We start from the raw sequence: 24810 nt of genomic DNA, 5'->3' as shown, positions 1-24810 counted from the left end.
TCGTCGTAGAGTTTCTGTCGGACCGATGTGAACCGGCGATGCTCTCGGCGAGTCGTCGGGGGAAGAGGATGGCCAAGTACGAAGGTTTGGCCCACGAGCTCAGCAGGCTCGTGGCGAGCGGTGGGCCGCAGGCGCCACTGCGGATCTGCGAGGCCGTGGTGGCCTCGTCGCTGGCCGACGGCGCGGCGGTGACGTTGATCAGCGATCCGGATCGGCAGGAGCCGATCTGTGCGACCGACGAGATCGCCACGCGCCTGGACGAGCTGCAGTTCAACCTCGCCGAGGGGCCCTGCCTGGATGCCCACACGCTCGGCCACCCCGTGCTGGTGTCGGACATCGCCGACACCGCCGACACCCGCTGGCCGGGGTTCGCCGACGGCGCTCGCGCCACCAGTGCACGGGCGCTGTACGCGCTGCCGATGCGGATCGGCGGCGCCAGGCTGGGCATTCTGGACCTGTATCGCCTGGAGCACGGGCCGTTGTCCCGGGAAGAGGTGACGATGGCTCTGCGGGCCGCGGACGCGGCGACCTGGGCGGTGCTCAATCCCGCCGTCAGCGGGCGGCAGGCCCCTCCGGAGCTTCTGGAGGACCTGATCGGCGGTGGGCTGGCCCGGGCGGAGGTGCACCAGGCCACGGGGATGGTCGCCGTCCAGTTGGGCGTCCCGGTGGCGACGGCGCTGGCGCGGCTGCGAGCACACGCCTTCGCCCAGGATCGGCCCCTGATCGACGTGGCTCGCGACGTGGTGGCACGCAGGCTGACGCTCGAGCCCAACACCGGCCCCACGGACCGCCCGACCGGCCACGAGCAAACCGACCGCGACAACGGGCGCGGCAACGACCGCGGCAACGACGACGGCAACGACGACGACGGCCACAACGGCCACGACACCGACCTGGCCTGACGGTGATCAACATGACGACCATACCCACGCGCGACGAAAGTGCCTTCCCGGTGGAGTTCGCGGACCTCACCGAGTCACTGGTCAACGACTACGACCCGATCGAACTGCTCAGCCGGGTGACGGCGATATGCGTAGATCTCCTGCCGGTGCAGGCGGCCGGGGTGATGCTGGCCGACCAGTGGGGGGCCCTGGGCATCATCGCCTCCTCCAGCGAGCAGATGCACCTTCTGGAACTGCTGCAACTGCAGACCAACAACGGTCCCTGTCTGGAGTGCTACCGCACCGGCGAGCCGATGAACACCCTCGATCTGAGCGGACCTGGCGCGAGCCGATGGCCGGAGTTCGCCCGCCGGGCCACGGCCGCCGGTTTCCGGGGAATCGCGGCCATGCCCATGCGGCTGCACCATGACCTGATCGGGGCACTGAACCTGCTCAGCGAACAACCCGTGCCGCTGTCCCACTACGAGAGCCGAGTCGGCCAGGCGCTGGCCGACCTGGCGACGATCGCCATCGTGCACGAGCGCACCCTGCGTCGTCCGGAGCTGCCGGTCGAGCAGCGGCTGGCGGTGCTCAACCAACGCGTGATCATCGAACAGGCGACGGGAATGGTCGCCCAGGCGGGCGGCTACGACATCTCCGAGGCGTACGCGGTGTTGCGCCGGCGGGCACGGGAATCCGGCCGGCGTCTCACCGATCTGGCCACCGCCCTCGTCGAGGGGCGGATCGCCGTCGCCGAGGCCGACCCACCCGGATGACGCACGGCGCGGGGCCCGGCACCCAAGGGCAGGCTCACCCGACAATCGAGGCAGATGACGAAGCAGGTGACACATGCCACTGGACCGCCTGCGACTCATTGACGAGCTGGCCGCGATCGTGGCCGACGTCGCCCGGGTCGCCGAGCTGCCCCGGCGCATCTGTGACGCGGTCGTGGAGACCCTGCCGGTCGACGGCGTCGGAGTGTCCCTGATGAACCTCGACATCGCCGGGGGCCGCACTCTGCTGGGCGCAAGCAACGAGGTAGGAGCAGGGATCGAGGAACTGCAGTACCGGCTGGGCGAGGGTCCGTGCGTGTCCGCGTTCGTCGACAACCAACCGGTCCTGGTGCCCGACCTGCAGACCGCGGAGGCGACTGTCCGCTGGCCGATGTTCACCCGCGAGATCGCAGCCATGGGAGTGCGCGCGATCTTCGCCCTCCCTCTGCGGATCGGCATGCACAGCATGGGCGTGCTGGACTTCCATCGCACCCGTCACGGGCCGTTGCTGGAGGTCGTCGAGGCACTTCTGGTCGCTGACGCGGTGGCGATCGTGCTGTTCAACTACCAACTCCGCCAGCAGCAGACCGAGGGGATGCCCGACCTCTACGAGCTGTCCCAACTACGGCACGACCAGGTCCACCTCGCGATCGGGATGGTCTCCGGCCAGCTCGACATCCCCAACGAGCAGGCCATCGACCTGCTGCGTGCCTACGCCTACGAACACGGCGAACACCTCAACGACGTCGCCGAGCAGGTCGTGGAACGCCGCCTGCGCCTGACCCTCGACACCTGAGGCCGGGCCCCCTCTCAGGCGGGCGACAGCACGTCCTCCAGCTCGCTGAGCAGCCGCGCCTTCGAACGGGCACCGACCAGCGACTTCACCAGCTCGCCGTCTCGGTAGACCTGCATCGTCGGTACGGCCATCACCCGGGTGGCCATGCCGGTCTGCGGGTTCTCGTCGTGGTTGATCTTGACCACCCGGAGGCGGTCGGCGTGCTCCCCCGCGATCTGCTCCAGCACCGGGCCGAGCATCCGGCACGGCCCGCACCACGGGGCCCAGAACTCCACCAACACCGGCAGGTCGCTGCCGAGTACCCGGTCGGCGAAGGTCGCGTCGGTGACCGCCTCGAGTTCCGCGCCGGCCGTGCGAGACGTACGAGACGTACGGGAGGGGTTGTCGTTCAGCAGCATGTCGGGTCTCCAACGGTGGGGTCGGTCAGGTCGGAGGCCGTACGCTGCAGCGCGGTCGCGAGCTGTGCCTGGATCTGGTCGCGCACCGCACCCAGCCGGGTGAGACAGTCGTCGATCTCGGCGAGCTTGGCGCGGTAGACCTGCACGGAGTTGGGGCACACGTCACCGGCCTCGTGCCCGGACCGCAGGCACTCCACGAACGGCCGGGTCTCCTCCAGCGAGAACCCGATCGCCAGCAGGGAACGGATCTCCTCGACGATCCGCCGGTCGGTGTCACCGTAGTCGCGGTAGCCGTTCGACGTACGCCGGGCGGCAAGCAGCCCCTGCGACTCGTAGTAACGCAACGCCCGCGTGGTCGTGCCGGTTCGTTCGGCAAGCTCTCCGATGCGCATCTGGCCTCCTCGATCCCCGACGCTAAACCTTGACGTCGGCGTCAACGCCAGCACACACCCGGCGATTTCCGTCGGCGGCTCCGCCCGGCACTCAGCCCGGCGGGATCACAGGCCCAGCGCGGATCCTTCGGTACGCGGGTCGCTGCCGCCGGTGAGCACCCCCGTCACCGGGTCGCGGGCGATCACCTGGGCGCCGCTCTCCGCGCTCCAGTCGCCGCCCACCGACACGTCGTGCCCGCGCTCGGCCAGCGCCGCGGCGTACTCCGAACCGACCCTGCCCTCCAGTGTCAGCGTGAACCTGCCGTCCTCACCCGCCGACGGCGAGCTGATCCACAGCGGCTGCTCGACCGTCTGCTGCGGGTCCAGGCCGTGGTCGAGCAGCCCGGTGATCACCTGGAGGTTCCACTGCGGCTGGCGGTCACCGCCCGGCGTGCCACCGACGACGCTCATGCGTCCCTGCGGGTCGGCGATCAGGTAGCAGTTGAGCGTGTGCATGGGCTTCTTGCCAGGCGCGAAGACGTTGGGCGAGGCCTCGTCCAGGGAGAACGCCTGGCAGCGGTTGTTCAGCACGACGCCGGTGTCGCCGGCCACCAGGCCGCTGCCGAAGTTGGCGGCCACGGACTGGATCAACGACACCATCATGCCGTCGCGGTCGGTGACGCACAGGTAGGTGGTGTGGCCCGGGTCGAACGCGCCGGCGGGCACGTCGTGCCGGGCCTGCCGCCCGATCAGGCTCGCCCGCTCCTCTGCCCAGTCCTTCGACAGCAGCCGCTCCACCGGCGAGGGGCCGAACGCCGCGTCGCCGCAGCAGTGGGCGTAGCGGTCGGCGAACGCCAGCTTGGTCGCCTCGACCAGCAGGTGGGTGCGTTCAGGTGAGGCGGCACCGAGGCCGGCGAGGTCGAAGCGTTCGGCGATGTTCAGCGCCTCCAGCATCACCAGGCCCTGGCTGGGCAGGCAGGTCTGGAACACCCGATGTCCGCGGTACGTCGTGGACAGCGGAGCCGACACGTCGGTGTGGTGGTCCTTGAAGTCCGCCGCGGACAGCGCACCGCCGGCCTGCGCCATGAACGCGCCGATCCGCTCGGCGATCTCGCCCTGGTAGAAGACCTCCGGGCCGCCGGCGGCGACCAGTTCCAGGGTGCGCGCAAGGTCGGCTTGCGCGAGCACGCTGCCGGGTACGGGTGGCCTTCCGCCGGGGAGGAAGACCCGCGCCGAGGACGGCGCCGCGGCCAGCAGGTCCGCGAACTTCGTGATGAAACCCACCAGCACCGGCGAGACCGGATGGCCGTGGGCGTAGCCGATCGCGGGCCCGGCGAGGTCGGCGAACGTCCGGGTGCCGTGGCGTTCGAGCAACGTGAACCAGCCGTGCACCGCGCCCGGTACCGTCACCGACAGCGGGCCGCGGCCCGGCAGATGAACGCCGTCGCCGGCCTCCCGCATCGACGCGAGGCTCGCCGCGCGGGGTGAGATTCCGCTGCCCTGGAAGGACGTCACGGTGCCGCCCGGGCCGGTCGCCTCCGGGTCGTGCACCAGCGCGAACAGGTCTCCGCCCAGCCCGCACATCTCCGGCATCACCACCGCGGCCACCAGGGCCGAGGCCACCGCCGCGTCCACGGCGTTGCCGCCGTCGGCGAGGACCCGCAGTCCGGTGCTGGTCACCAGTGGGTGAGCCGAGGCCACCATCCCGCCCTCGGCGGACACCGGGGCGATCCGGCGTCGGGGCCAGCCGGAGTCCTTGCTCACCGTGCTCATCGTGCTCCCTTCGCGGGCCGGAGGCGTCCGGCGTACAGCAACATGATCGTGAAGTTGTCGGCATACGGCGAGTTCTGCAGCAGCGGGTCGCTGTCGGGTGGCCAGGCGGTCACCCGAACCCCTTCCAGCGCAGGGTTGTTACCGTACCTCTCGAACAACGGGATCATCGGCAACAGCTCGTTGAACACCAGGCCGAGGGTGGTGACGGTGGCCCGTTGTGCCGCCTCGTCCAGGCCCTCACCCGCCTGGATCACCAGCCGCTGCAGGTCCACCTGGCCGCGCACCTTCGTACGCTGGCGCAACGCGAACCCCATCCCCCGGCCGCCCTGGTTCGCGGCCATCGGAATGTTGTGGATGAACAGGTCCTGCACGAACGCGAAGTGCGGGTGTGGGTGCGCCGAGGTGCCCCACGACTGGATGGCCAGGGAGAAGTTGCCCTTGTCCACGTCGATCGGCTGCTGGGACTCGGTGACCCCGCGCGGGGTGACCTTGATGCCGAACCGCGACAGCTGGCGGGCGGCGTCCTGCCCGGACGCCGACCAGTCGGCGTACTCCGCCGGGAAGGTGATCTCGTACTCCGCTGGCCGTCCCTGCGGCGTCAACCACTGCTTGCCCTGACGGCGCCAGCCGGCGCCGGTCAGCAGACCGGCCGCCTTGTCCTGGTCGAACTCGTAGGGGTCCAGCCGGCCGCGGTCGGCCTCCGACATCCACTCGGGTACGAGGTTGTCGGAGAATCCGGCCAGGTAGCGCACGCCCCGGCCCGAGCTTGCCAACGACACCTTGCCGTTGAGGTCCCGGTCGATCGCGTGCGCGAGCGCCTGCCGGGCGGCCGGGTCGGCGAACTCCCGCAGCCGGGCCAGGTTGAACAGCAGCGCCGGACCGGAGTAGACCGGCGGCCGGATGATCCGGACGCCCTTCTTGACCAGCTGTCTCTCGGTGGCGACCGGGAAGCCGTGGGTGGCGTAGTCCAACCGCTTCGCGAGCACGAGCGGGGTGATCGTGGGCGTCTCGCCGTTGAAGACGATCACCCTGTCGAAGGCGACCTTGTCCGCGGCGTAACCCTTGGGGTTCTTCACCAACGTCAGCTGGGCGTTGGTGATGGTGTCGTACTCGTAGTCGAACGGCCCGGAGACGACGGCGCGTTTCGGCCGGAAGGCCTGGAACTCCTCGTTCAGCTTCTTGCCCTCGGGGGTGTCCAGATTCTTGCCGGACCCGAAGAGGCGCTGCGCACGGCGTGCCCACGGACCATAGGTGGCGTCCGCGTGCAGGTGCTGGCGCAGGACGTACCGCTCGACGACCGTGGACGGCTTCTTCATGGTGAGTACGAAGGTCCGGTCGTCGGGTGCCTGGACGTCGTCCAGGTAGTCCCACAACGAGTTCCGCATGATCCGCAGGCACCAGAAGGTGGTCAGGGCGTCCTTGCTGGTGATCGGTGTGCCGTCACTCCACTTCAGCCCGGACCGGAGCGTGCAGGTGAAGGTCCGGGCCGCCTCGTCGACGTGCCATTTCTCCAGCAGCATCGGTTCCCACTTCTGCTCCTTCCACCGGTACATCGCGCCCGGCGCGAGGATCAGGTCGAGGTAGAAGTGGTCACCGAGGATGGCGTCGGTCACGCCGTCCATCAGGTTGAAGTGGCCCTTGGGCGGAACCTGGTACGCCGTGCCGCCGTGGAACTCCGTGGGGGCGCCGGCCGCGCCGGGCTCGCCGCCCTGCCGGCACCCGGCCAGTGCCCAGGCACCCGCGCCGGCACCCATCGCCGCCAGGACGTCCCGTCGGGTCAGTCGCCGGGTCGGGCGAGGAAGGTGTGCGGAGGGTGAGGACATCTGCCGATTGTCGAGGTGGCACGCCGACCGGGAAAGCGTCGCGTGGCCCGCAGTCCTCGATAGGACAGGAGTTACCGGAATCGGATGACCGTGGTGTTACGTCAGACCAGCGCTTCGTACACCCGGCCGATCGCGTCGGAGGCGATCGCGAGTCCCTCCTCGGCCTCGTCCTCGGTGAGGGTGAGCGGCGGCCCGATCCGGATCACGTTTCCGTGCAGGCCGCCCTTGCCGACCAGCAGCCCGCCGCGCCGGCACTCCGCCAGCACCATCCCCGCAGCCCGCGGGCTGGGCGTGTCGGTGCCCGGCTCGACCAGCTCCAGGCCGATCATCAGTCCCTTGCCGCGCACGTCACCGACGATGTTCGTACCGTCGGCGAGGGCCCGCAGTCCCGACATCAGCTTCGCGCCGAGCTTGGCGGCGTTGGCCTGCAGGTCGTGGGCCAGCAGGTAGTCCAGGGTGGCGTTCGCGGCGGCCATCGTCAGCGGGTTGCCGCCGAACGTGGACAGCGAGCTCGCGTTCAGCCCGTCCATCAGCTCCGCACGGGCGACCACGCCGCCGATCGCCAGCCCACCCGCGGCACCCTTGGCGAACGTCAGCACGTCGGGCACCACGCCGTGTGCCTGGTAGCCCCAGAAGTGCTCGCCGGTCCGGCCCCAGCCGGTCTGGACCTCGTCGGTGACGAAGTGGATGCCGTACTCGTCCAGTACCTGCTTCATCGCGCCGTACAGCCCGTCCGGTGGGGTGGCGAACCCGCCCACGCCCTGGATCGGCTCGGTGATCATGCACGCCACGTCGCCCGCCGTGGTGGTCAGGATGACGTCGCGCAGGTCGTCCACGCACGCCTCGATGTAGTCGGCGTCGGACAGGTGCCGGAACGGGCTGCGGTAGCGGTAGCCGCCGTGCACGTAGCTCACGTGGACCGGGGACAGCGAGCTCGTGCCCCAGCTGCGGTTGCCGGTGATCGCCACCGTGGCGAACGCCCGGCCGTGGTAGGAGTTGCGCAGCGCCAGCACCTGGTTGCTGCGCCGCGCGTGGGTGGTGAGCAGCAGTGCTGCCTCGTTGGCCTCCGTGCCGGAGTTGACGAAGAACACCTTCGCGTCGGGGATCCCGGACAGCTCCGCGACCCGTTCGGCGTACTCCACCTGAGCCCGGCCGAGGTAGGCGGTGGACGTGTGCACCACGCCGGTGTCGAGCTGGCGGCGGACGGCCTCGGTGATCTCGGGTACGCCGTAGCCGAGGGAGTTGCTCAGGATCCCGGCGAAGAAGTCGAGGTAGGTCCGGCCGTCACCGCCGGTGAGCCGGCGCCCCTGCCCGCTGACGATCTCCAGCGGGTCGTCGTAGTAGAGCGCCTGCCAGTTCGGCAGCACGGCGCGGTGCCGGGCGAGCAGGTCGCCGCCGTCGGTGTCCCGGGCGGTGGCCCGGTCGCCGCCTCGCTCGGTGGCCCGGTCGGTGCTGGTCATCGCCACTCCTCCTGCGTCGGTGTGCTCGCCTCACCCGTGCGGGACAGGCGAGTCGCCTCCGACCCAGGCTAGGCCTTCCCCAGCACCGTGCGGGCAGCTGCGTCCTGCCGCCGCGCCAGTGTCTTCCAGTCCGTGAGCACCCTGGGGCTTCGGGCCAGCCACGCACGCTGCGCCGCGGCGAGCCTGGTGTAGGCGGTGGCCAGGTAGCCGGTGTCCGCCTTGCAGTGCACGTCGGCCCGGGTGGCCGGGTTCGTACGGACGTCGGTGTCGGCGGGCAGACCTTGCAGGAGCTGCAGCGGATCGTTCACCTTGATTCCGGCCTGACGCATGCACTGCTGCCAGCGCTGGTTCGCCGCGCGGAACGCGGCATCCTTCTCCAGCCGCTGCCGGGACTCCTTCTCGCCGTCGCCGACCTGGAGCCGCAGTTGCAGCCACCGCAGGCGTCCGTCCCCGAGCAGCCGCTTCTCCGCATCGGCTTGGCAGCCGGTCGCCGGCCGGGTCACCTTGAGGAACTTCCCCGTCGCCGAGATCCGCTTGCCGGGATCGCCGAAGAGGGCGTGGACGTACGCGGCACTCTCGTGTGGTTCCGGCGGCAGGGTCTGGTCGCTGTCCGGGCCGGGCGGGTCGAGGGACTCCAGCCCGAAGGGAGTCGGGCGCGCGTCGGCGACGTCGGCAGCCTTCGGAATCGGGGCGGACTCGTAGTCGAAGCCCTGTTTCTTCATGCACGCGGTGATGAGGTGTTGCTGTGCTCGTGCGATTCGTTCGTCGGAGCCGGTCCAGGTGTAGAGGAGCCCGGAGATCGGCAGCCGTTCACTCAACTCGGCCGCGGCGGCCGGCGAGGCCGCCGACCGGGAGGCGACCGGCTTCGATTCCTGGGAATGGCCGGCGAGAATCCAGGCCGCGGCACCGGATATGAGAACGAGCGCCGCCACGACTATACGGACCACACCAACACGCCGCGGTTTCACGGTTGACTGCACATTACGTGAAGACAATTCCAGCTCCCCCGTTGGGCGTGGGCCCGGCGACGCCGAGGTCGCCGGACCCACCCGCACTACCCGGTCAGTAGCAATGGATGGAGGTCGTCCCCCGAAGCCGCAGGGAACTGGCCTGGTCCTTCAAGGCACTGGGCAGTGCACTGACGTAGCTCCCTGGGTTCACGCAGAACAGGAAGGTGTTTGTAGTTGATGTTGCGGTAGTAGTGGCTTTCGTAGCCACTGTTGCTGGAGTTGCTGGCGGCCCAGACGTTGTCGTTCACGACCGCACCGTTGGTGAAGTAGTCGTTGGTGAAGTTCGGGTCGCTGTTGAAGTACGAATGCTTCGGACCCGTGAGGTACGTGAAGAACACGCAGTGGTACCCCGAAGCGCAGTAGGGGGCTGCCGATGCCGGTACGGCTGCGAGGACAGTGCCGCCGGTGATGATGGCCATGAGGCCGGCCAGCATTGCAAGCCGCCGACGCAGACCTGACTTTGCAATCAGAGTTCGCAATTTCGTTGCCTCTCTTGATTCGGCCTATGCGGAATGACTGCAGGACAGTGCCAAATGCCGCACACACCTCCCCCGTTTTCGTGCACTGCCCCTCTGACCGAGAGTCAGCGAGAGGATCGTAGGTCCGGCGGGTGGGAAATTCCTTCGTACGCATGGTCGGCGACGCCAACATCTTTGAAGTATCCCTTTTCCATCCCGTGGCGGACAGACCGCCACAGTATTGACAGGCGTGAGTACTAGTGCGTCGAAGTCGGATGCGCATGAGTACTAGTGCGGATTTGGCCGACCGCAATTAAGCACTAGTGCGGGCTGCGTCGGCATGAATGTGCACTAGTACATCTGGACGCGACCCGGTCGGCACGAGCCAGGCGTCCCCCTTCGAAACTCGCCCTAGGCACGCACCAGATTGGCCGAGACTTCCCAGAGGCGCTCGGCGATGGCGGGATCGAGCGCCCATTCCTTGACCCCATGGGGATGCCGCGCGAGGTCGGCGCCGTTCGGCACGGTGTAGGCCTCCTGCGCGTCGTCGAGGTAGTGGCCACCGGTGTGCGCGAAGGCCGGGTGGACGGCCGCGACGATGCTGGTCGCGGCCCCCTGCTCGACCGTCTTGTACGTGAAGACGCCGGCGGCCTCGGCCGCGTCCAGCGACTGCTTCTGTTGCGGGGTGAAGTTCCGTTGCAGTCCCGTGGCGACGCCACCGGGGTTCACGGCATTGGCGACGATCCCGTCCGGTGCCCACAGCCGGGTGGCCTCGACGGCGAACAGCGAGTTCGCCGTCTTCGACTGGGCGTAGGCGATCTGCGGGTCATAGCCGCGGCGCTCGAAGTGCAGGTCGTGGAAGTCGATGCCCGAACGCATGTGCGCGGTCGAGCTCACCGCGACGATCCGAGCTCCGTCCCGGTCCGACGCTCCCAGGGCCAGCGCGCCGTGCAGACCGGTGGCGAGCGCGAAGTGGCCGAGATGGTTGGTCGCGAACTGCAGCTCCCAGTTCTCGCCGGTTCGCTCGAGGCCGCCGGTGACCACGCCGGCGTTGTTGATCAGCAGGTGTAGCGGGCCGTGCCATGCGTCGACGAACCGTACGATGGACGTCGCGTCGGCGAGGTCGAGCCGAGCGACCCGGGGCCGGATTCCCCCGGCGGACCCTGCGATTGCCTCGGCGACAGCGTCGCCCGCGGTCGAGTTCCGGACGGCGAGGGTCACCTCCGCCCCGGCAGCGGCCAGCGCGCGAGCGGTCTCGACCCCGATCCCGGAGGAGCCTCCCGTGACGACGGCGCGGACCCCGGTCAGGTCAACGCCTCGCAGTACGTCGTCCGCTGTGCTGGCGGCGGTGAAGGGGGTGGAGATGAGCGCTGATTCGGCCACGGCTCGGACTATACACAGTAGACCCGAGTTGTATAGTTCGAGGGTCCTTCGTATCCTCGGTCCATGACGAGCTCCGATGGCGGCCGCCAGTCCTCGACAGTCGGCGATGGCGACCGGCGGACCGCGGTCCTGGACGCCGCCCTGACCACGTTCGCGCGATTCGGTTACCGGAAGACCTCGATGGACGAGGTGGCGCGGGCGGCGCGAATCTCCCGACCGGGGCTCTACTTCCTCTTCGCCTCGAAGGAGGCCCTGTTCCGCGCCGCGGTCACCCAGGCCCTGGAGCGCGACCTCTCGGCGGTCGAACACGTCCTGGCAGACACCGGACGTCCCCTGCCGGAGCGTCTCGTCGACGCGTTCGACCAGTGGGCGGGCCGCTACGTCGGCCCGTTGACCCGCGACGTCACGGAGGTCATCGAGGCCAACCCCGACCTGCTGGGCGAGGTGGTCGAGACCGCGCCACGGCGGTTCGAGCAGCTGGTCTGCGCTGCGATCGCCGCGCAGACAGGTCGGAAGGCGGCGCTCCCGATCGCCCAGACGATGATCAGCGCATCGATCGGCCTCAAGCACCAGGCGCCGTCACGGGAGTTCTTCCTCGAACGACTGAAGGTGGCCATCGAGCTGCTGGTCCGCTGAGCAGGGCGGTCGCTGCACCGTCAGCCGTCGAGGCCGACGTAGACGTCCAGGCCGGCGACCTCGGTGAAGCCCAGCCGCGGGTAGAGACGGGCGGCCTCCTCGGTCTCGGGGTTCAGGTGGGCGAGCGTCGCGCCGCCGCCGAAACCCCAGTCCAGGATGTCCGCGGTGAGCGCGGCGCCGATGCCGCGCCGCCGGGCCCGCGGCTGGACGCCCACGCCGAAGACGCCGACGCTCTCCCCACCGGGGCCGCTGGTGCGGATGCCGGTGGCCACGCCGACGGGCTCACCGCCGAGCCGGGCCAGCACGGACCGGAAGCCGTTCGCGCCGAGTTGCGGGCGTACCCAGGCGAGGTTCGGCTCCACCGGGTCGCCGAACGCGGCCGCGTCGACCGTGGCGAACAGCTCCGCCTCGCCGGGCCCGGCCGGGGTGTTGACGAGGCCCGGCGGCCTTGCCGCGGTTCGTACGTACGCCGACGGCGTCAGCGCCATGCACCGCTTCCGGAACAACCACCGCCCGTACGGCCAGGGCGTGCCTGCCGGGACCCGCACTCCCCACGGCACGCCGCGGGGGGCGTACCACGCGCGTACCTGCTCGAGGTCGAAGAGCGCCGGGTCGGTCACGTCGCCGTTGTTCCACTGCGGGTACGGCAGACCGGAGGCCATCACCGAACAGCCCGGCAGCAGCGCGGCGCCGCCGCCACCGCCCACCCGGATCCGGCCCATCGCCTGCCAGGCGTCGGCGTGCGCCGCCCACAGCCGTGCGTTCACCGGCAGGTCCGGCCGGGTCGGCTCGCCGGCCGTCATCGCAGAGCCATCGCCGAGGATCGCCCGAACTCAGTCCGCGAGCAGCGCGTCGACGAACTCCTCCGGAGCGAACGGCGCGAGGTCGTCGGCGCCCTCGCCGAGGCCGACGAGCTTGACGGGTACGCCGAGCTCGCGCTGCACGGCGATGATGATGCCGCCCTTGGCGGTGCTGTCCAGCTTGGTGAGCACGATGCCGGTGACGTCGACCACCTCGGCGAACACCCGGGCCTGGGTGAGGCCGTTCTGCCCGGTGGTGGCGTCGATGACCAGCAGCACCTCGCTCACCGGAGCCTGCTTCTCGATCACCCGCTTGACCTTGCCGAGCTCGTCCATCAGGCCGGTCTTGGTGTGCAGCCGGCCGGCGGTGTCGACGATCACCACGTCGGACTCCTGCTCGACGCCGGCCTTCACCGCGTCGAACGCCACACTGGCCGGGTCGCCGCCCTCCGGGCCGCGCACGGTGGGTACGCCCACCCGCTCACCCCAGGTGGCCAGCTGGGCGACCGCGGCGGCGCGGAAGGTGTCGGCCGCGCCCAGAATGACGTCCTTGTCCTCGGCGACGAGGACCCGCGCGAGCTTGCCGCAGGTGGTCGTCTTGCCGGTGCCGTTGACGCCGACGACGAGCACCACGGCGGGGTTGGTGGCCGTACGGTCGGCGTGCACCGAGCGGTCCAGATCGGTGCCGACGAGGTGCAGCAACTCCGACCTGAGGATCTCCCGCGCCTGGTCCGGGCTGGCGACACCCTCGACCCGCACCCTGGTGCGCAGCCGCTCGACCAGCTCCTGGGTCGGGCCCACGCCGACGTCGGCGGACAGCAGGGAGTCCTCGATCTCCTCCCAGGTGTCCTCGTCGATCCGGTCCCGGGACAGCATCGCCAGCAGACCCTTGCCGAGCGTGCTCTGCGAACGCGCCAGCCGGGAACGAAGCCGGACCAGGCGGCCCTGGACGGGTTCGGGCCGCTCCACGGTGGGCGCGGGCGGCTCGACGAGATCGAGTTCCTCGGTGGGCGGTACGGGGGCGCCGGTGCCGCTCGGGCGTTCGGCGGTGGTGACCGGGCCCTCCGCCTCGGACTCCTTCTCTGCCGGCGGCGAGATGGTGCCGGTGCCCCGGTCCGCCTGCGGCGGCAGCTCACGGCGGCGGCCCCGGGTGAGGAGGAACGTTCCGGCGGCGCCGAGGGCGATGACTGCGATGACGATGGCTGCGACGACGTACTCCACGATCGTTCATCCTCCCAGACCGGGCCGGGAACCGCCCACGCCCGGGGCGGTCACGGCCGGTCACCCGCCGAACGGCGCTGGTCAGGGCCGGTCCGCGGCGGGCAGGCGTACCTCCGCCCGTACGCCGGGACCCGCGTCGGCCAGCGTCACCGTGCCGCCGTGGAGGCGGGCCAGCTCCCGCACGATCGCCAGGCCCAGCCCGCTGCCGCCGTCGTCGCGGGCACGGGCGTCGTCCAGCCGGGTGAACCGGTCGAACACCCGCTCCCGGTCCGCGGGCGCGATCCCCGGCCCGTCGTCGGTGACGGTGATCAGCACGCCCTCCCCGTCGCCCTCGCCCGGGTCCTCCACCGCGACCAGCACCCGGGTGGTGGCGTGCCGGACGGCGTTGTCGGCGAGGTTGCCGATCAGCTGCCGCAGCGCGCCCGGCGTACCGCACACCCACCGGACCTCGGGCGCGTCCACGTGAACCGGGACCCGCGCGACGGCGTACCTGCCCGCCAGCTCCTTGGCCAGCGCGGCCACGTCCACCCGCTCGGCCGGCCGGGGCAGGGCACCCTCGTCGGCACGGGCCAGCAGCAGCAGGTCGTTGGTCAGGTCGGCCAGCCGGTTCACGTCGGTGAGCAGGTCGGTGAGCAGGTCGACCGGCGGCTGGCCGCCGCCCGGGCCGGCCTCCGATGCGGTCGCCGGGCCGCCCGCCAGCGTGGTCGCGTCCAGCCAGACCGCGACCTCCAGCTGGGTACGCATGCTGGCCAGAGGGCTGCGGAGCTCGTGCGCGGCGTCGGCGACAAACGCTCGCTGCCGCCCTCGGGTCGACTCCAGCCGCTCGAGCATGTCGTTCAGCGTCACCGCGAGCCGGTGCACCTCGTCGTTGCCCGCCGGCACCGGCAGCCGCCGCGCCGAACTCGTCCCCGTGATCTCCGCCGCACCCCGGCGCAGCGTCTCCACCGGCGCAAGCGTCCAGCCGACCACCCGCCAGGCGACCGCGGCCAGCAGCCCGACCAGGATCGGGAACGCCACCAGCAAGGTCCCCTTGACGACGCCGATCGACTCGGCCATCCCGCGTTCGGACACCGCCACCAGCACCGTCCGCCCGCCCGGCAGCGGCTCGCCGACCACCCGGACCGCGCCGGTGATCCCCAGCTGTTCTCCGGCGACGGTGACCCGGGCTCCGCCACGCGCCGACGCCAGCTCGCGGGGTTCGAGCATCGGCACCAGCCGGTCGGTGCCCGCCGACGCCGCGCTCACCCGGCCGCGCCCGTCGACCACCTGTACGAACGACTCTCCGCCGCCGACCGGAATCGGGTCGGACAACCGCCCGGCGTGCGCGAGCGCGGCGACGTCGCGGGCCGTGCCGACCGCGCCCTCGTCCAGGTTGCGCTGCAGCGTGAACTCCAGCGTCCGGACCAGGATCAGCCCGCCCAGGGCGAGCCCGGCGGCCACCCCGACCGAGCCGATCAGGATCAGCCGGCCGCGCAGGGTCAGCCGGTGCCACCGGCCGGTCAGCCCGCTCGCGTCCACCAGCTCACCTCACGGTCACGTCGGCGACCAGCCGGTAGCCGGCCCCGCGCACCGTCTCCAGTGCCGACCGGCCGATCTTGCGGCGCAGGTAGCCGACGTACACCTCGACGACGTTCGGGTCGGTGTCCTCGGTGGCGTCCCACACGTGGTCGAGCAGCTCGATCTTGGTCACCACGTCACCGGGTCTGCGGATGAGGTACTCCAGCAACGCGAACTCCCGGGCGGTCAGGGTGATCTCCGCACCCGCCCGGGTCACCCGCCGGCTGGCCGGGTCGAGGGTGAGGTCACCGGCGACCAGCACCGTCGGGCGTTCGGGGGCGCCACGGCGGAGCAGGGCGCGCAGCCTGGCCACCAGCACGACGTACGAGAACGGCTTGGTGAGGTAGTCGTCGGCGCCGGCGTCCAGCCCGTCCGCCTGGTCGTACTCTCCGTCCTTCGCCGACAGCATCAGCACCGGCACCCAGTGCTGCTCGGCCCGCAGCGCGCGTACGACGTCGTAACCGGACATGGCGGGCAGCATCACGTCCAGCACCACCGCGTCGTACCCGCCGTGCAGCGCCCGGTCCAGCCCGTCGCGGCCGTCGGTGGCCAGGTCCACCACGAAACCCTCGGCGGACAGGCCGCGCACCAGGGCGCGGCCGAGCCGGGGTTCGTCCTCGACGAGCAGCAGTCGCACGCGCACCAGCGTGACACGCGCCGTGCCGCCCGGGCGAGCAGGCGGGACTCCCGCCGCACGGAATCGCTCGCGGGAGGGACCTTCTCAGCGTGCTCACAGGCGGCACCACGCAGGATGGGGGTCGACGTCCCTTCACTCCTGAGGAGTTCTCTTGAGGAGCCCCGGCTTGTTCACGTCCCGCCCCGCCCTGCGCTGGCTGGCTCCGGTGGCCGTCCTGGCGCTGGTGCTCACCGCCGGCACCGCAGGCACCATGCTGCGGGCCGACGCGGCCGGCGCCCTGCCGTCGCGGACCGCCGCCCAACTGCTGGTCGACCTGCAGAAGGCCGACCCCGTGCCGTTCTCCGGCACCGTCTCCCAGCAGTCCGACCTCGGACTTCCCAAACTTCCCGCCCTGGACGGCGGAAGCGGCAGCTCCGACCTCAGCTCACTCGTCAGCGGCAGCCACACCCTGCGAGTGTGGTACGACGGTCCGCAGCGGGTACGCCTGGCGCTGCTCGGCACGCTGGGCGAGTCCGATGTCGTACGCAACGGCTCCGACCTGTGGCTCTGGTCCAGCCAGGACCGCTCGGCGACCCACCGCACGCTGCCGGCGAAGGCGAAGCACGCCGCTCCGGACGCGTCGAAGCTGCCCGCCGACCTGCCGAAGACGCCGCAGGAAGCCGCCGACCAGGCGCTGAAGGCGCTCGACCCGACCACGAAGGTCACCACCGACGGCTCCGCCAAGGTCGCCGGCCGGTCGGCGTACCTGCTGATCCTCACCCCGCGCGACACCTCCTCCCTGGTCGGCCAGGTCCGGCTGGCGATCGACGGTGCCCGGCACATCCCGCTGCAGGTGCAGGTGTTCGCCAAGGGAGCGAGCGAGCCGGCGTTCCAGGTGGGGTTCACCTCGATCAGCTTCACCCGGCCCGGTGCCGACCAGTTCCGGTTCACCCCGCCGCCGGGGACGAAGGTGACCGAGGGATCCGGGAAGGGCCCCGGCAAGGGATCCGGCGCCGACCCCGACGGCCACGCCGACCTGCACCGCCGGCTCTCCGCGGACCGCTCGGGGCAGGACGCGACCAAGGGTGCGAAGCCGGCGGAGGAGCCGCGGGTGGTCGGCAAGGGCTGGACCAGCGTGGTCGTGGCCACGATGCCGTCCGGGCCGGCGGCCGCGCCTGGCAAGGGCAGGCAGGGTGACCAGCCCGGTGGCCAGTTCGGTGAGCTCGGCCAGATGCTGAACGCCCTGCCGAAGGTCAGCGGCAGCTGGGGCAGCGGACGCGTCCTGAGGGGCTCGCTGTTCTCCGTGCTGGTCACCGACGACGGACGGGTGCTGGCGGGCGCGGTGTCGCCGGACCGGCTGTACGCCGTCGCCGGGTCGACGAAGTGAGCGAGGACGGAGTGAGCGAGGACGGGGCACAGTGAGCGAGTCCGCGTCCGCCGTGGTGCCCGCCGACCAGACGGGCGGGCACCACGAGGACACGCCGGCGATCCGTACGTACGGTCTGCGTAAGAGGTTCCACTCCGGTCAGGTCGCGGTCGACGACCTCGACCTGACCGTGCCGACCGGCGCCGTCTACGGCTTTCTCGGGCCGAACGGCTCGGGCAAGACGACCACGATCCGGATGCTGCTCGGCCTGGTCCGCCCGACCGCCGGCCGGCACGAACTCCTCGGCCGGGCGATTCCCCGGGAGTCCGCGCAGGCCCTGCCCAGGATCGGCGCGCTGGTGGAGGGTCCGGCGTTCCATCCCTACCTGTCCGGACGCGCCAACCTGCACCGGCTGGACGCGGCCGACCGTACGGCGGACCCGGCGACCGCACGGCGACGGGTGGACGCCGCGCTGGACCGGGTGGGGTTGCTCGCGGCCGCCCGCAAGCGCTACCGCGCCTACTCCCTCGGCATGCGGCAGCGGCTGGGGCTGGCCGCCGTACTCCTGCAGCCACGCGACCTGCTGATCCTCGACGAACCCACCAACGGCCTGGACCCGCAGGGCACCCGCGAGGTGCGCAACCTCGTCACCGACCTCGCCCGCGACGGCGCGACCGTCATGCTGTCCACGCACCTGTTGTCGGAGGTCGAGCAGATCTGTTCGCACGTGGGCGTCATGCACGTCGGAAAGCTGCTGGCACAGGCGCCGCTGGCACAGGTGCGGTCGAGCGCACAGGCCCGGGTCCAGGTGGAGACCGAACGACCCGACCTCGCCGAAGGAACGCTGCGCAGGTTCGGGTTGACAGGGCTCGCGGTGGCCGGGTCGAAGGTCAGCGCGCTGATCGGTGACGTGCCGCCGGAGAAGATCGTGCCGGTGCTGGTCGAGGACGGCGTGCCTGTACGCGCGTTCGGGGTGGAGAAACCAGGGCTGGAGGACGTGTTCGTGTCACTGACCGGGGAGGGCTTCGATGTCAGCGGCTGAGCCGATCGTCGGCCGGGCGAGTGCCCGCCCGCACCGCCGGGTGAGCCCGCGGTTCTTCTGGTCGGAGCTGACCCTGCTGTTCGGCCGGCGGCGCAACTGGGTGGGGATGGCGGTGCTCGCCGCCGTACCCCTCATCATCGCCATCTCGGTGAAGCTGTCCTCGCCGTCCTCCGGCGGCGGCGGTGGTGAGGACGGCCCGAACTTCTTCGCCGGCATCACCTCCAACGGCCTGTTCGTGGCGCTCGCCGCACTCACCGTCGAACTCCCGTTGTTCCTTCCGCTCGCGGTGTCGGCGATCGCCGGCGACGCGGTGGCCGGCGAGGCCAACCTGGGCACGTTGCGCGGCCTGCTCGCCGTGCCGGTCGAACGCACCAGGCTGCTGGCGGTGAAGTACGCCGGGATCGTGGTGTTCGCGTTCGCCTGCACGGTGCTGGTCGCGGTGGTGGGCGCGGTCGCCGGGCTGATCCTGTTCGGCGGCGGGCCGATGCTGTTGCTGTCCGGCGTCCAGGTCGGCTTCGCCGAGGGGCTCGGCCGGCTGCTGCTGGTCTGTGGCTACATCGCGGTCTGCCTGTCCACGCTGGGCGCGATCGGATTGTTCGTGTCCACGCTGACCGAACAACCCATCGGGGCCACCATCGCCACCGTGATCCTCAGCCTCATCAGTCACATCCTGGACGTCATCCCGCAGCTGGACTGGCTGCACCCGTACCTCCTCACCCACTACTGGACCGGGTTCGGCGACCTGCTGCGCTCGCCGATCGCCATCGAGTCGGTGACACCGGGGCTTTGGCTTTCCCTTGCCTACATAGCGGTTTTCCTCGCCGCGGCGTGGGCGAGGTTCGCCGGCCGCGACGTCACCAGCTAGGGCTGCAGGCGTTCTGAACCAGCAGGTTCTCAGAACGGCGGCAGGTCGTCGTCGGCCGTCTTGGTGCCGGCGGTGGCGGGTGCCGGTTCGGGTGGTGCTGGGTCGGTGAGGGATGGTGCTCCGCTTCGGTGGTGCCGGCCGTAGGGGTCGGTGAGGGTGTGTTCGCCGGGGCCGGTCTGTTGGAGTTTCCAGTCGCGGTCGGTTTTGGCTTTGTGGTGCCGGGGGCACAGTGGGGCGATGTTGTCCACGGCGGTTTCCCCGCCGTCGTGGTGTTCGGTGTTGTGGTCGAGGTGGCAGGTTGCTGCGGGTCTGCGGCAGGTGGTCCACACGCAGCGCTGGTCGCGGGCATGGACGAGTTCTGCCTGCAGCCCGCGCAGGAACCTGGCCGGGATGGGATGCAGGTGTAATAGCCGTCCGGTGACCGGGTGGGTGACACCCACGGTGAATCGGGCTTCGGGGTTGGTGAGGTTGTTCGCGACCAGGCGTTCGGCGACCTCGGTGATGACGGGTCCGAACCCGCCGAGTTCACCGGGCTGGGTGGACAGTCCCATCAGGGTGGTCAGCGGAACGTTCAGCTGGATCTTCGCGCGCGTTCGTATCCCACCCCAGCTCGGCTGCGAGGAAGACCAGGGCTGCGAAGCTTGCGGCGGTGTTGTTGTCCCGCCCGCTGATGGGTCGGTCACCTCATCGGGTGGTGGGTCGGTCGGCTCGTCGGGTCGCCGGTTCTGCTGCGGGATCTGACCCGCAGCGGTGCGCTCGGCGGCGTCGTGGGCTGCGGTGTCGTGCGCGGTGGAGCAGTGGCAGGGGGTGTAGTGGGGCGTAACGTTTCCGGTCCCAGCGGGAGCGCAGTCGGCGCAGTCACAGTCGGCACTGTGCAGGTCGTGGTCTGGGTACCGGTGAACGGCACAGTGACCCCGCTCGGACTCACCCTCTCCCTGCGGCGCGCTGCCTTCCACGTCACACTGCCCGGAGTCATCCGGCCAAGACTGTCTCTCGTCGGTCTCGACCTGGTCGGTCTCGACCTGGTCGGTCTCGACCTGCTCGGTCTTGCCGGGTGTCCGGTCGGCTTGCCTGGGGGCGGAGCAGTCAGTGATGTCGGCGGTGCCGGTGAGCAGGGCGGCGGCCACATCCGCACGGAGTTGGCTGAGAGTGCGGGAGTCGCCGGTGGACTTCACCGCACGGGCGATGGCGTCGACGTAACCGTACGCCTCAGCAGCCTGATCGGCTGACAGTCCGCGGATGGCGAGGTCGGCGACTCCGTCGACGGCGGGCCACATCGCCACGTTCCGACCCGTCCGCGCGGCGCGGTGGCGTTTGGCGGCGGCTTCGGGGTCGGCCTTGAGGACCTCTGCCTCGACTTTCGCCCGCAGCAGCCCTCCGCGCAGGTCGAGGACCTTGGGGAAGATGGCGTCCTCGATGCCGCCCCACAGGTCGGGTTTGGCGTCGGTGATCCGGTCCACGATGGTGCGGACCTCGTTGAGCTCCAACTGGCCCGACACCAACGCCTCACGTACCCGCGGCAGGCGGGGCAGGGTGGCGGCCAGATAGACGTACTGGTGCGCCCGGTAGCCGGTCCACCCCAGCAGCGGCTCCAACACCTCCGGGGTCATCGGGTCCGGCGTCACGGTCCGTTCGGCCGGCTCATCACGCATGCCGGGCTCGGCGTAGGTCAGCTCGTTCACCGCCGCCAGACACTCAGCATCCAACCAGCAGATCAACCGCCGCTGGGCCCTGATCAGCTCCTCCAGCTCCCACCCGTTACACGCGGCCAGATCAACCGAAGCCACCGCGGCCGCCAACTCCGGCCCGCCCGGCAGATCAGCGAACCCGGCAGGCAGCACCCGACGACCATCAGGCTCCTCACCCAGGTGGTCGCCGAAACACTCACCGCCATCGCTCATGCGTTCGATTCTACCGAACAAGATCCACTGCTGCTCGCGGGAAACCCCTTACTCACAAGGCGAATCGAGGTAGTTCTTAACAGCCGCCCGGTGATAGAACGACTGCCCCGGGCTGGGCGAGGTTCGCCGGCCGCGACGTCACCCGCTGAGCGGGCCGGTTAGCCTCGCCACCATGGCCGAGGACGGGACACGGCGGGTCGGCGGCATCGAGTTCGGGCTGACCAAGACGGGTTCGGGACCTCCACTGCTGCTGTTACCCGGTGGTGGCGGCTGCAGCGACTACCTCGCACCTGTCGCGCGACAGGTCGACGCGCTGGTCACCACCTACCGGGTCGAGCCGCGCGGGTGCGGCCGGTCCACGCACGACGGCAACTACGACCTGGCCACGACGCTGAGCGATCTGGAGGCTCTGCGGCGCCTGCTCGGGATCCAGCGCTGGATCGTTGGGGGCCATTCCCACGGCGCCTTCCTGGCACTGGCGTATGCGCTGGCGCATTCCGAGCGGACCTCCGCTGTTCTCTACATCGCGGGCGCCGGCCTGCAGAACGACCGGTCATGGCATGCCGCCTACGACGCCGGTCGTGACGCCGGCGCCGATCGGGAGGTACCGCACGGCACCTACACCTGGAACCCGGAGTGCAACTCCGTCGCCAACGCCGACTACAAGCGGTACGTGCGCCGCCGTGACCTGTGGCGTGATGTCGCGAACCTCCGGGTCCCGTTCCGCGCGGTGCATGGAGAAACGGACGTACGACCGGTGTGGCCGGTGGAGCAGCTCGTCGCCGCATTGCCGGACGCCCGGCTGCGGATCGTGCCCGGCGCGCCGCACGACCTGTGGTACACCCATCCGGACGAGCTCGGTGCCGTCCTCCGCGAATATCTCGTCAAGCTCGGGTTGACCTGACAAGCCGCGGCCGCAGCCGAGGCCTCTAGCGGAGGTCGATCATGTCGCTCAGGCCCGGGCCGGTGTCCAGCAGCACGACCGGAGCGCCGGTGTCGTGTTCGACCTGCTCGATCAACTCCCGGACCGGTGCGGTGATCGCCGCGGCGTCGCGGGAGCCGCGCATCGCCGGGTCCACGTGGTCGCAGAACGTCAACGCGATCTGCGTGGGCCCGTTGAGCATCGCGGCGTAGCCGAGGAGGTCCCGGTCCAGCCGGCCGGCCTTGCGCCGCGGCCGCCCGGTGACCACGCCGTACTCCGCGATGCCGCGCCGCAGCACCTCCTCCTCGGGGAGCTCGTACGGCAGCGGCCCCTCACCGACCCTGGTCGGCAGTGCCTTGACCACCATCAGCACGTCCTGCACCAGCCGCCAGTTCATGCCGACGTCGTCCATCGCCGCGGCGGCGGTGCAGTTGCCGGAGGTGGTGTAGGGGTACTCGTCACTGAACGCCAACGACAGCAGGGCTCCCTGCGATCCCTCCACGAGGACCAGGCCGTCGCGGGCCACGTCGTTCACGTGCCGGGCGACGTCGGTGACGTACGGCGCGAGGGCCGGCTCGTCGCGTGCCTGCCGGGCCCGGCGGAGCACGAAGTCCGCCCGGGCGGCGCCGTTGCCGGTGCAGGTCGAGCCGACCGTCGCGGCCAGGTGCGCGTCGGCACGTTCGGCCTCGACGTGCCCTGGCTCGATCAGCGCGCAGCGCCCGTCCACGAGTACGCGACCGGCGAGGCCGAACCTCGCCACCTCCCCTGCCAGCACGGCCGGGTCGACGAGGACGCCGGACCCCACCGCCACGGTCGTACCCGGGTTGATCCACCCGGTCGGAAGCTGCCGCGCGCGAACGAGCGTGCCGTCGTCCAGTGTCACGCTCGCACCGGCGTTGGTGCCGACACCCGCACGTACTGCCAACGGCGCCTTGTCACGGACGGCGAGGTGCGCACACACCTTGCCCTTGCCGGAGTCTCCCCACAACGCGTCCACGATGACGACCGCACCCATGTCAACCCATCCTTTACAAGACGTTCGAAGCACACGGTTTCCTTGCACAGCAAGGTTCTTCGAGCCGTGCAGGCACTGACGTTCTCACCACCCGGAGCGGGTGGTCTCGCACTACTGCGGCGGGAGCAGCTCCTCCACGACAGGAGCGTCCGCGCCGAAACCGACCACCGACAGCAGGGCGCTGGCCTGCTCGGCCGGGAGCAGCTTCGACCGCAGGTCGACCAGGTGCGGACCGAACGTCTCCTCCAGTTGCGGCCGGAGCTGGTCGTAGATGGCGGCGAGGTAGGCCTCGTCCCGAATGAGCTTCTCCACCACCCGCAGCAGTGCGGGATGCTCGGTGTGCACTGCCGCGGCGGGCTCGTCCAGGGACGCGATGAGGGCCGTGGTCGAGTCCACGGCGAGGGTGAGGAGGTGACCGCCGACGGTCTTGGCGGGCGGCTCGTGGCGATAGACCTCGCCGAAGTCCACCGGCACGTCACCGAAGACGTTGACGACCACGTGACAGCCCGACCGCGCAGCCGCGCGCAGCGGCTCGCCCAACCAGTCCAGGTCGTCGGCCCACAGGCACACCGCGACCCGGTCGCGGGCGTCGGCGACCAGGGCACCCGCGCGCTCGATCACCGACTCCCGGCCCTTCAGGCTCCAGAACGCGGTGGGCTGCGCCGGACCGGACAGCGCGGCCAGGTCGGCGACCAGCGCGTCGCACCGCCGGGCGGTCTCGTGCTTGATCCGCCCGAGCACCTGGGCCGGTGGCTGGGCGAGGAACCGCGCGGGTCCGTCGCCGACCTGCTCCACGACGCCGCGTTCGGACAGCGAGGCCAGCACCTGGTAGACGTTCGCGCGCTGCAGCCCGGCGAGTTTGGCGAGCTCGTAGCCGGTCGCCGACGGCTGCCGCAGCGCCGCGACGTAGACCCGGGCCTCCTGCGAGGAGAAGCCCACCCGCACCAGTTCGTCGATCACGTGCCCTGAGCCTAGAGGAGGCGTAGTAGTTATCGCAACTACTACGCCTCCTTCATCGGCTCGGCTCCGCGACGGGCTCAGGCGGCGCGGACCCGACGTTCGAGATCCAGCAGGAACTGCTTGCGTTCCAGTCCGCCGCCGTAGCCGGTGAGGCTCCCGGACGCGCCCACGACCCGGTGGCAGGGCACGATGATGCCGATCGGGTTGCGGCCGTTGGCCAGGCCGACGGCTCTGGACGCGGCCGGCCGGCCGATCTCGCGGGCGAGTTCGCCGTAGCCTCTTGTCTCGCCGTACGGAATGGCCCGCAGCCCGGCCCACACCTCCTGCTGGAACTCCGTGCCCACCGGCGCGAGCGGTACGTCGAACTCACGAAGCCGCCCGGCGAAGTACGCCTCCAGCTGCGCGGTGACCTCCTCGAACCCGTCCGGGTCCGGGACGCCGAACGTCTCCTGGCCGGGACGGTGCCGCTGGTCGGTCATGTAGAGGCCGGCGAGCACACCCTCGGTGGCGACCAGCGTGAGCGGCCCGACCGGGCTGTCGACGACCGTGTGGGTGCGCCGGTCTGCTTCCGGCGTCGCGGGCCGGGCCGTGGCCGCGGTGGTCGTCGCGCTCGCCGCGGTCGGCGTGGCAGTGGTGGAAGTGCTCATGCCGTCAACCTAACCTTTCCCCCGATCAGATCCTGGCGGGAATCCGACATCGTGGTGAGCCGGTGCCCTGACGAACGCCGCGACGCGAACGGGCCCGCCTCCTCCACGGTGGGAGGAAGCGGGCCCGAGCGATGAC

The 24810-nt window shown here is 70.7% G+C and carries 24 protein-coding genes; 8 read left to right on the top strand and 16 right to left on the bottom strand.

The window, feature by feature from the left end; all coding sequences use genetic code 11:
- The first annotated feature begins 68 nt into the window (after window positions 1–68).
- From F4554_RS09945 to F4554_RS09935, 3 genes are all read left to right on the top strand, one after another.
- Complete coding sequence (locus F4554_RS09945) at window positions 69–902, top strand: GAF and ANTAR domain-containing protein (protein WP_179787117.1); 834 nt, start codon at window positions 69–71, stop codon at window positions 900–902.
- Window positions 903–913: 11 nt separating this feature from the next.
- Window positions 914–1657, top strand: coding sequence for a GAF and ANTAR domain-containing protein (locus tag F4554_RS09940; protein ID WP_179787116.1), 744 nt, complete (start codon window positions 914–916; stop codon window positions 1655–1657).
- A gap of 73 nt (window positions 1658–1730) precedes the next feature.
- Window positions 1731–2450 (top strand): GAF and ANTAR domain-containing protein, encoded by a 720-nt coding sequence (locus F4554_RS09935; RefSeq protein ID WP_179787115.1) that lies wholly within the window; start codon window positions 1731–1733, stop codon window positions 2448–2450.
- A gap of 14 nt (window positions 2451–2464) precedes the next feature.
- Here the strand turns inward: F4554_RS09935 and trxA are convergent, their stop codons facing one another.
- The 8 genes from trxA to F4554_RS09895 all read right to left on the bottom strand — a co-directional run bounded on the left by trxA (window position 2465) and on the right by F4554_RS09895 (window position 11126).
- On the bottom strand, window positions 2465–2848 hold the full coding sequence (trxA, locus tag F4554_RS09930) for a thioredoxin (protein ID WP_179787114.1): 384 nt from the start codon (window positions 2846–2848) through the stop codon (window positions 2465–2467).
- Window positions 2839–3240, bottom strand: a complete 402-nt coding sequence (locus F4554_RS09925; RefSeq protein ID WP_179787113.1) for a MerR family transcriptional regulator — start codon at window positions 3238–3240, stop codon at window positions 2839–2841. The genes trxA and F4554_RS09925 overlap by 10 nt, the downstream gene beginning before the upstream one ends.
- Window positions 3241–3345: 105 nt before the next feature.
- The gene (gene ggt, locus F4554_RS09920) at window positions 3346–4992 is read right to left on the bottom strand and encodes a gamma-glutamyltransferase (RefSeq protein WP_179787112.1); all 1647 of its coding nucleotides are present in this window, start codon (window positions 4990–4992) and stop codon (window positions 3346–3348) included.
- Window positions 4989–6815 (bottom strand): ABC transporter substrate-binding protein, encoded by a 1827-nt coding sequence (locus F4554_RS09915; RefSeq protein ID WP_202889231.1) that lies wholly within the window; start codon window positions 6813–6815, stop codon window positions 4989–4991. Before F4554_RS09915 ends, ggt begins: the two co-directional genes overlap by 4 nt.
- 101 nt (window positions 6816–6916) lie before the next feature.
- Window positions 6917–8275 carry an aspartate aminotransferase family protein gene (locus F4554_RS09910; RefSeq protein WP_179787111.1) on the bottom strand — a complete coding sequence of 453 codons (1359 nt, stop codon included), beginning with the start codon at window positions 8273–8275 and terminating at the stop codon, window positions 6917–6919.
- A gap of 68 nt (window positions 8276–8343) precedes the next feature.
- The gene (locus tag F4554_RS09905) at window positions 8344–9207 is read right to left on the bottom strand and encodes a hypothetical protein (protein ID WP_179787110.1); all 864 of its coding nucleotides are present in this window, start codon (window positions 9205–9207) and stop codon (window positions 8344–8346) included.
- 122 nt (window positions 9208–9329) lie between these two features.
- On the bottom strand, window positions 9330–9704 hold the full coding sequence (locus F4554_RS09900) for a hypothetical protein (RefSeq protein ID WP_179787109.1): 375 nt from the start codon (window positions 9702–9704) through the stop codon (window positions 9330–9332).
- A 450-nt stretch (window positions 9705–10154) separates the two neighbouring features.
- On the bottom strand, window positions 10155–11126 hold the full coding sequence (locus F4554_RS09895; protein ID WP_179787108.1) for an SDR family NAD(P)-dependent oxidoreductase: 972 nt from the start codon (window positions 11124–11126) through the stop codon (window positions 10155–10157).
- Window positions 11127–11189: 63 nt separating this feature from the next.
- Here F4554_RS09895 and F4554_RS09890 point away from each other — a divergent pair, with 63 nt between their 5' ends.
- Window positions 11190–11762 carry a TetR/AcrR family transcriptional regulator gene (locus tag F4554_RS09890; protein WP_179787107.1) on the top strand — a complete coding sequence of 191 codons (573 nt, stop codon included), beginning with the start codon at window positions 11190–11192 and terminating at the stop codon, window positions 11760–11762.
- A 20-nt stretch (window positions 11763–11782) separates the two neighbouring features.
- Here the strand turns inward: F4554_RS09890 and F4554_RS09885 are convergent, their stop codons facing one another.
- The 4 genes from F4554_RS09885 to F4554_RS09870 all read right to left on the bottom strand — a co-directional run bounded on the left by F4554_RS09885 (window position 11783) and on the right by F4554_RS09870 (window position 15977).
- Window positions 11783–12565 carry a GNAT family N-acetyltransferase gene (locus F4554_RS09885; protein ID WP_179787106.1) on the bottom strand — a complete coding sequence of 261 codons (783 nt, stop codon included), beginning with the start codon at window positions 12563–12565 and terminating at the stop codon, window positions 11783–11785.
- A gap of 30 nt (window positions 12566–12595) precedes the next feature.
- Window positions 12596–13783, bottom strand: coding sequence for a signal recognition particle-docking protein FtsY (gene ftsY, locus F4554_RS09880; protein ID WP_179787105.1), 1188 nt, complete (start codon window positions 13781–13783; stop codon window positions 12596–12598).
- A gap of 81 nt (window positions 13784–13864) precedes the next feature.
- Window positions 13865–15301, bottom strand: coding sequence for a sensor histidine kinase (locus tag F4554_RS09875; protein WP_337795947.1), 1437 nt, complete (start codon window positions 15299–15301; stop codon window positions 13865–13867).
- A 4-nt stretch (window positions 15302–15305) separates the two neighbouring features.
- Window positions 15306–15977 (bottom strand): response regulator, encoded by a 672-nt coding sequence (locus F4554_RS09870; RefSeq protein WP_179787104.1) that lies wholly within the window; start codon window positions 15975–15977, stop codon window positions 15306–15308.
- 151 nt (window positions 15978–16128) lie between these two features.
- On the opposite strand from F4554_RS09870, the gene F4554_RS09865 reads away from it, so the two are divergent.
- From F4554_RS09865 to F4554_RS09855, 3 genes are read left to right on the top strand one after another with little or no spacing between them, the layout of a single operon-like run.
- Complete coding sequence (locus F4554_RS09865; RefSeq protein ID WP_179787103.1) at window positions 16129–17343, top strand: LolA family protein; 1215 nt, start codon at window positions 16129–16131, stop codon at window positions 17341–17343.
- A gap of 31 nt (window positions 17344–17374) precedes the next feature.
- Window positions 17375–18364: an ABC transporter ATP-binding protein gene (locus tag F4554_RS09860; RefSeq protein ID WP_337795946.1), complete on the top strand. Its 990-nt coding sequence runs from the start codon at window positions 17375–17377 to the stop codon at window positions 18362–18364.
- A complete protein-coding gene (locus F4554_RS09855) occupies window positions 18351–19229 on the top strand; it encodes an ABC transporter permease (RefSeq protein ID WP_179787102.1) in 879 nt (292 codons plus the stop codon). Before F4554_RS09860 ends, F4554_RS09855 begins: the two co-directional genes overlap by 14 nt.
- Before the next feature lie 29 nt (window positions 19230–19258).
- Here the strand turns inward: F4554_RS09855 and F4554_RS09850 are convergent, their stop codons facing one another.
- Window positions 19259–21130: an HNH endonuclease signature motif containing protein gene (locus F4554_RS09850; RefSeq protein ID WP_179787101.1), complete on the bottom strand. Its 1872-nt coding sequence runs from the start codon at window positions 21128–21130 to the stop codon at window positions 19259–19261.
- 172 nt (window positions 21131–21302) lie between these two features.
- Between F4554_RS09850 and F4554_RS09845 the strand changes: the two genes are divergently transcribed.
- Window positions 21303–22034 (top strand): alpha/beta fold hydrolase, encoded by a 732-nt coding sequence (locus tag F4554_RS09845; protein ID WP_179787100.1) that lies wholly within the window; start codon window positions 21303–21305, stop codon window positions 22032–22034.
- A 25-nt stretch (window positions 22035–22059) separates the two neighbouring features.
- Here F4554_RS09845 and F4554_RS09840 read toward each other — a convergent pair whose 3' ends face one another.
- The 3 genes from F4554_RS09840 to F4554_RS09830 form a co-directional block, all read right to left on the bottom strand.
- Window positions 22060–23067 (bottom strand): adenylosuccinate synthetase, encoded by a 1008-nt coding sequence (locus tag F4554_RS09840; protein ID WP_179787099.1) that lies wholly within the window; start codon window positions 23065–23067, stop codon window positions 22060–22062.
- A gap of 111 nt (window positions 23068–23178) precedes the next feature.
- Window positions 23179–24027: a TrmB family transcriptional regulator gene (locus tag F4554_RS09835; protein WP_179787098.1), complete on the bottom strand. Its 849-nt coding sequence runs from the start codon at window positions 24025–24027 to the stop codon at window positions 23179–23181.
- A gap of 77 nt (window positions 24028–24104) precedes the next feature.
- Complete coding sequence (locus tag F4554_RS09830; protein WP_179787097.1) at window positions 24105–24674, bottom strand: methylated-DNA--[protein]-cysteine S-methyltransferase; 570 nt, start codon at window positions 24672–24674, stop codon at window positions 24105–24107.
- Window positions 24675–24810 lie beyond the last annotated feature (136 nt).

Origin of the sequence: Actinopolymorpha rutila (assembly GCF_013407855.1) — a bacterium.
In the GTDB taxonomy this organism is placed as follows: Bacteria; Actinomycetota; Actinomycetes; order Propionibacteriales; family Actinopolymorphaceae; genus Actinopolymorpha; species Actinopolymorpha rutila.
This window is presented reverse-complemented; position numbering and strand designations above follow the sequence as displayed.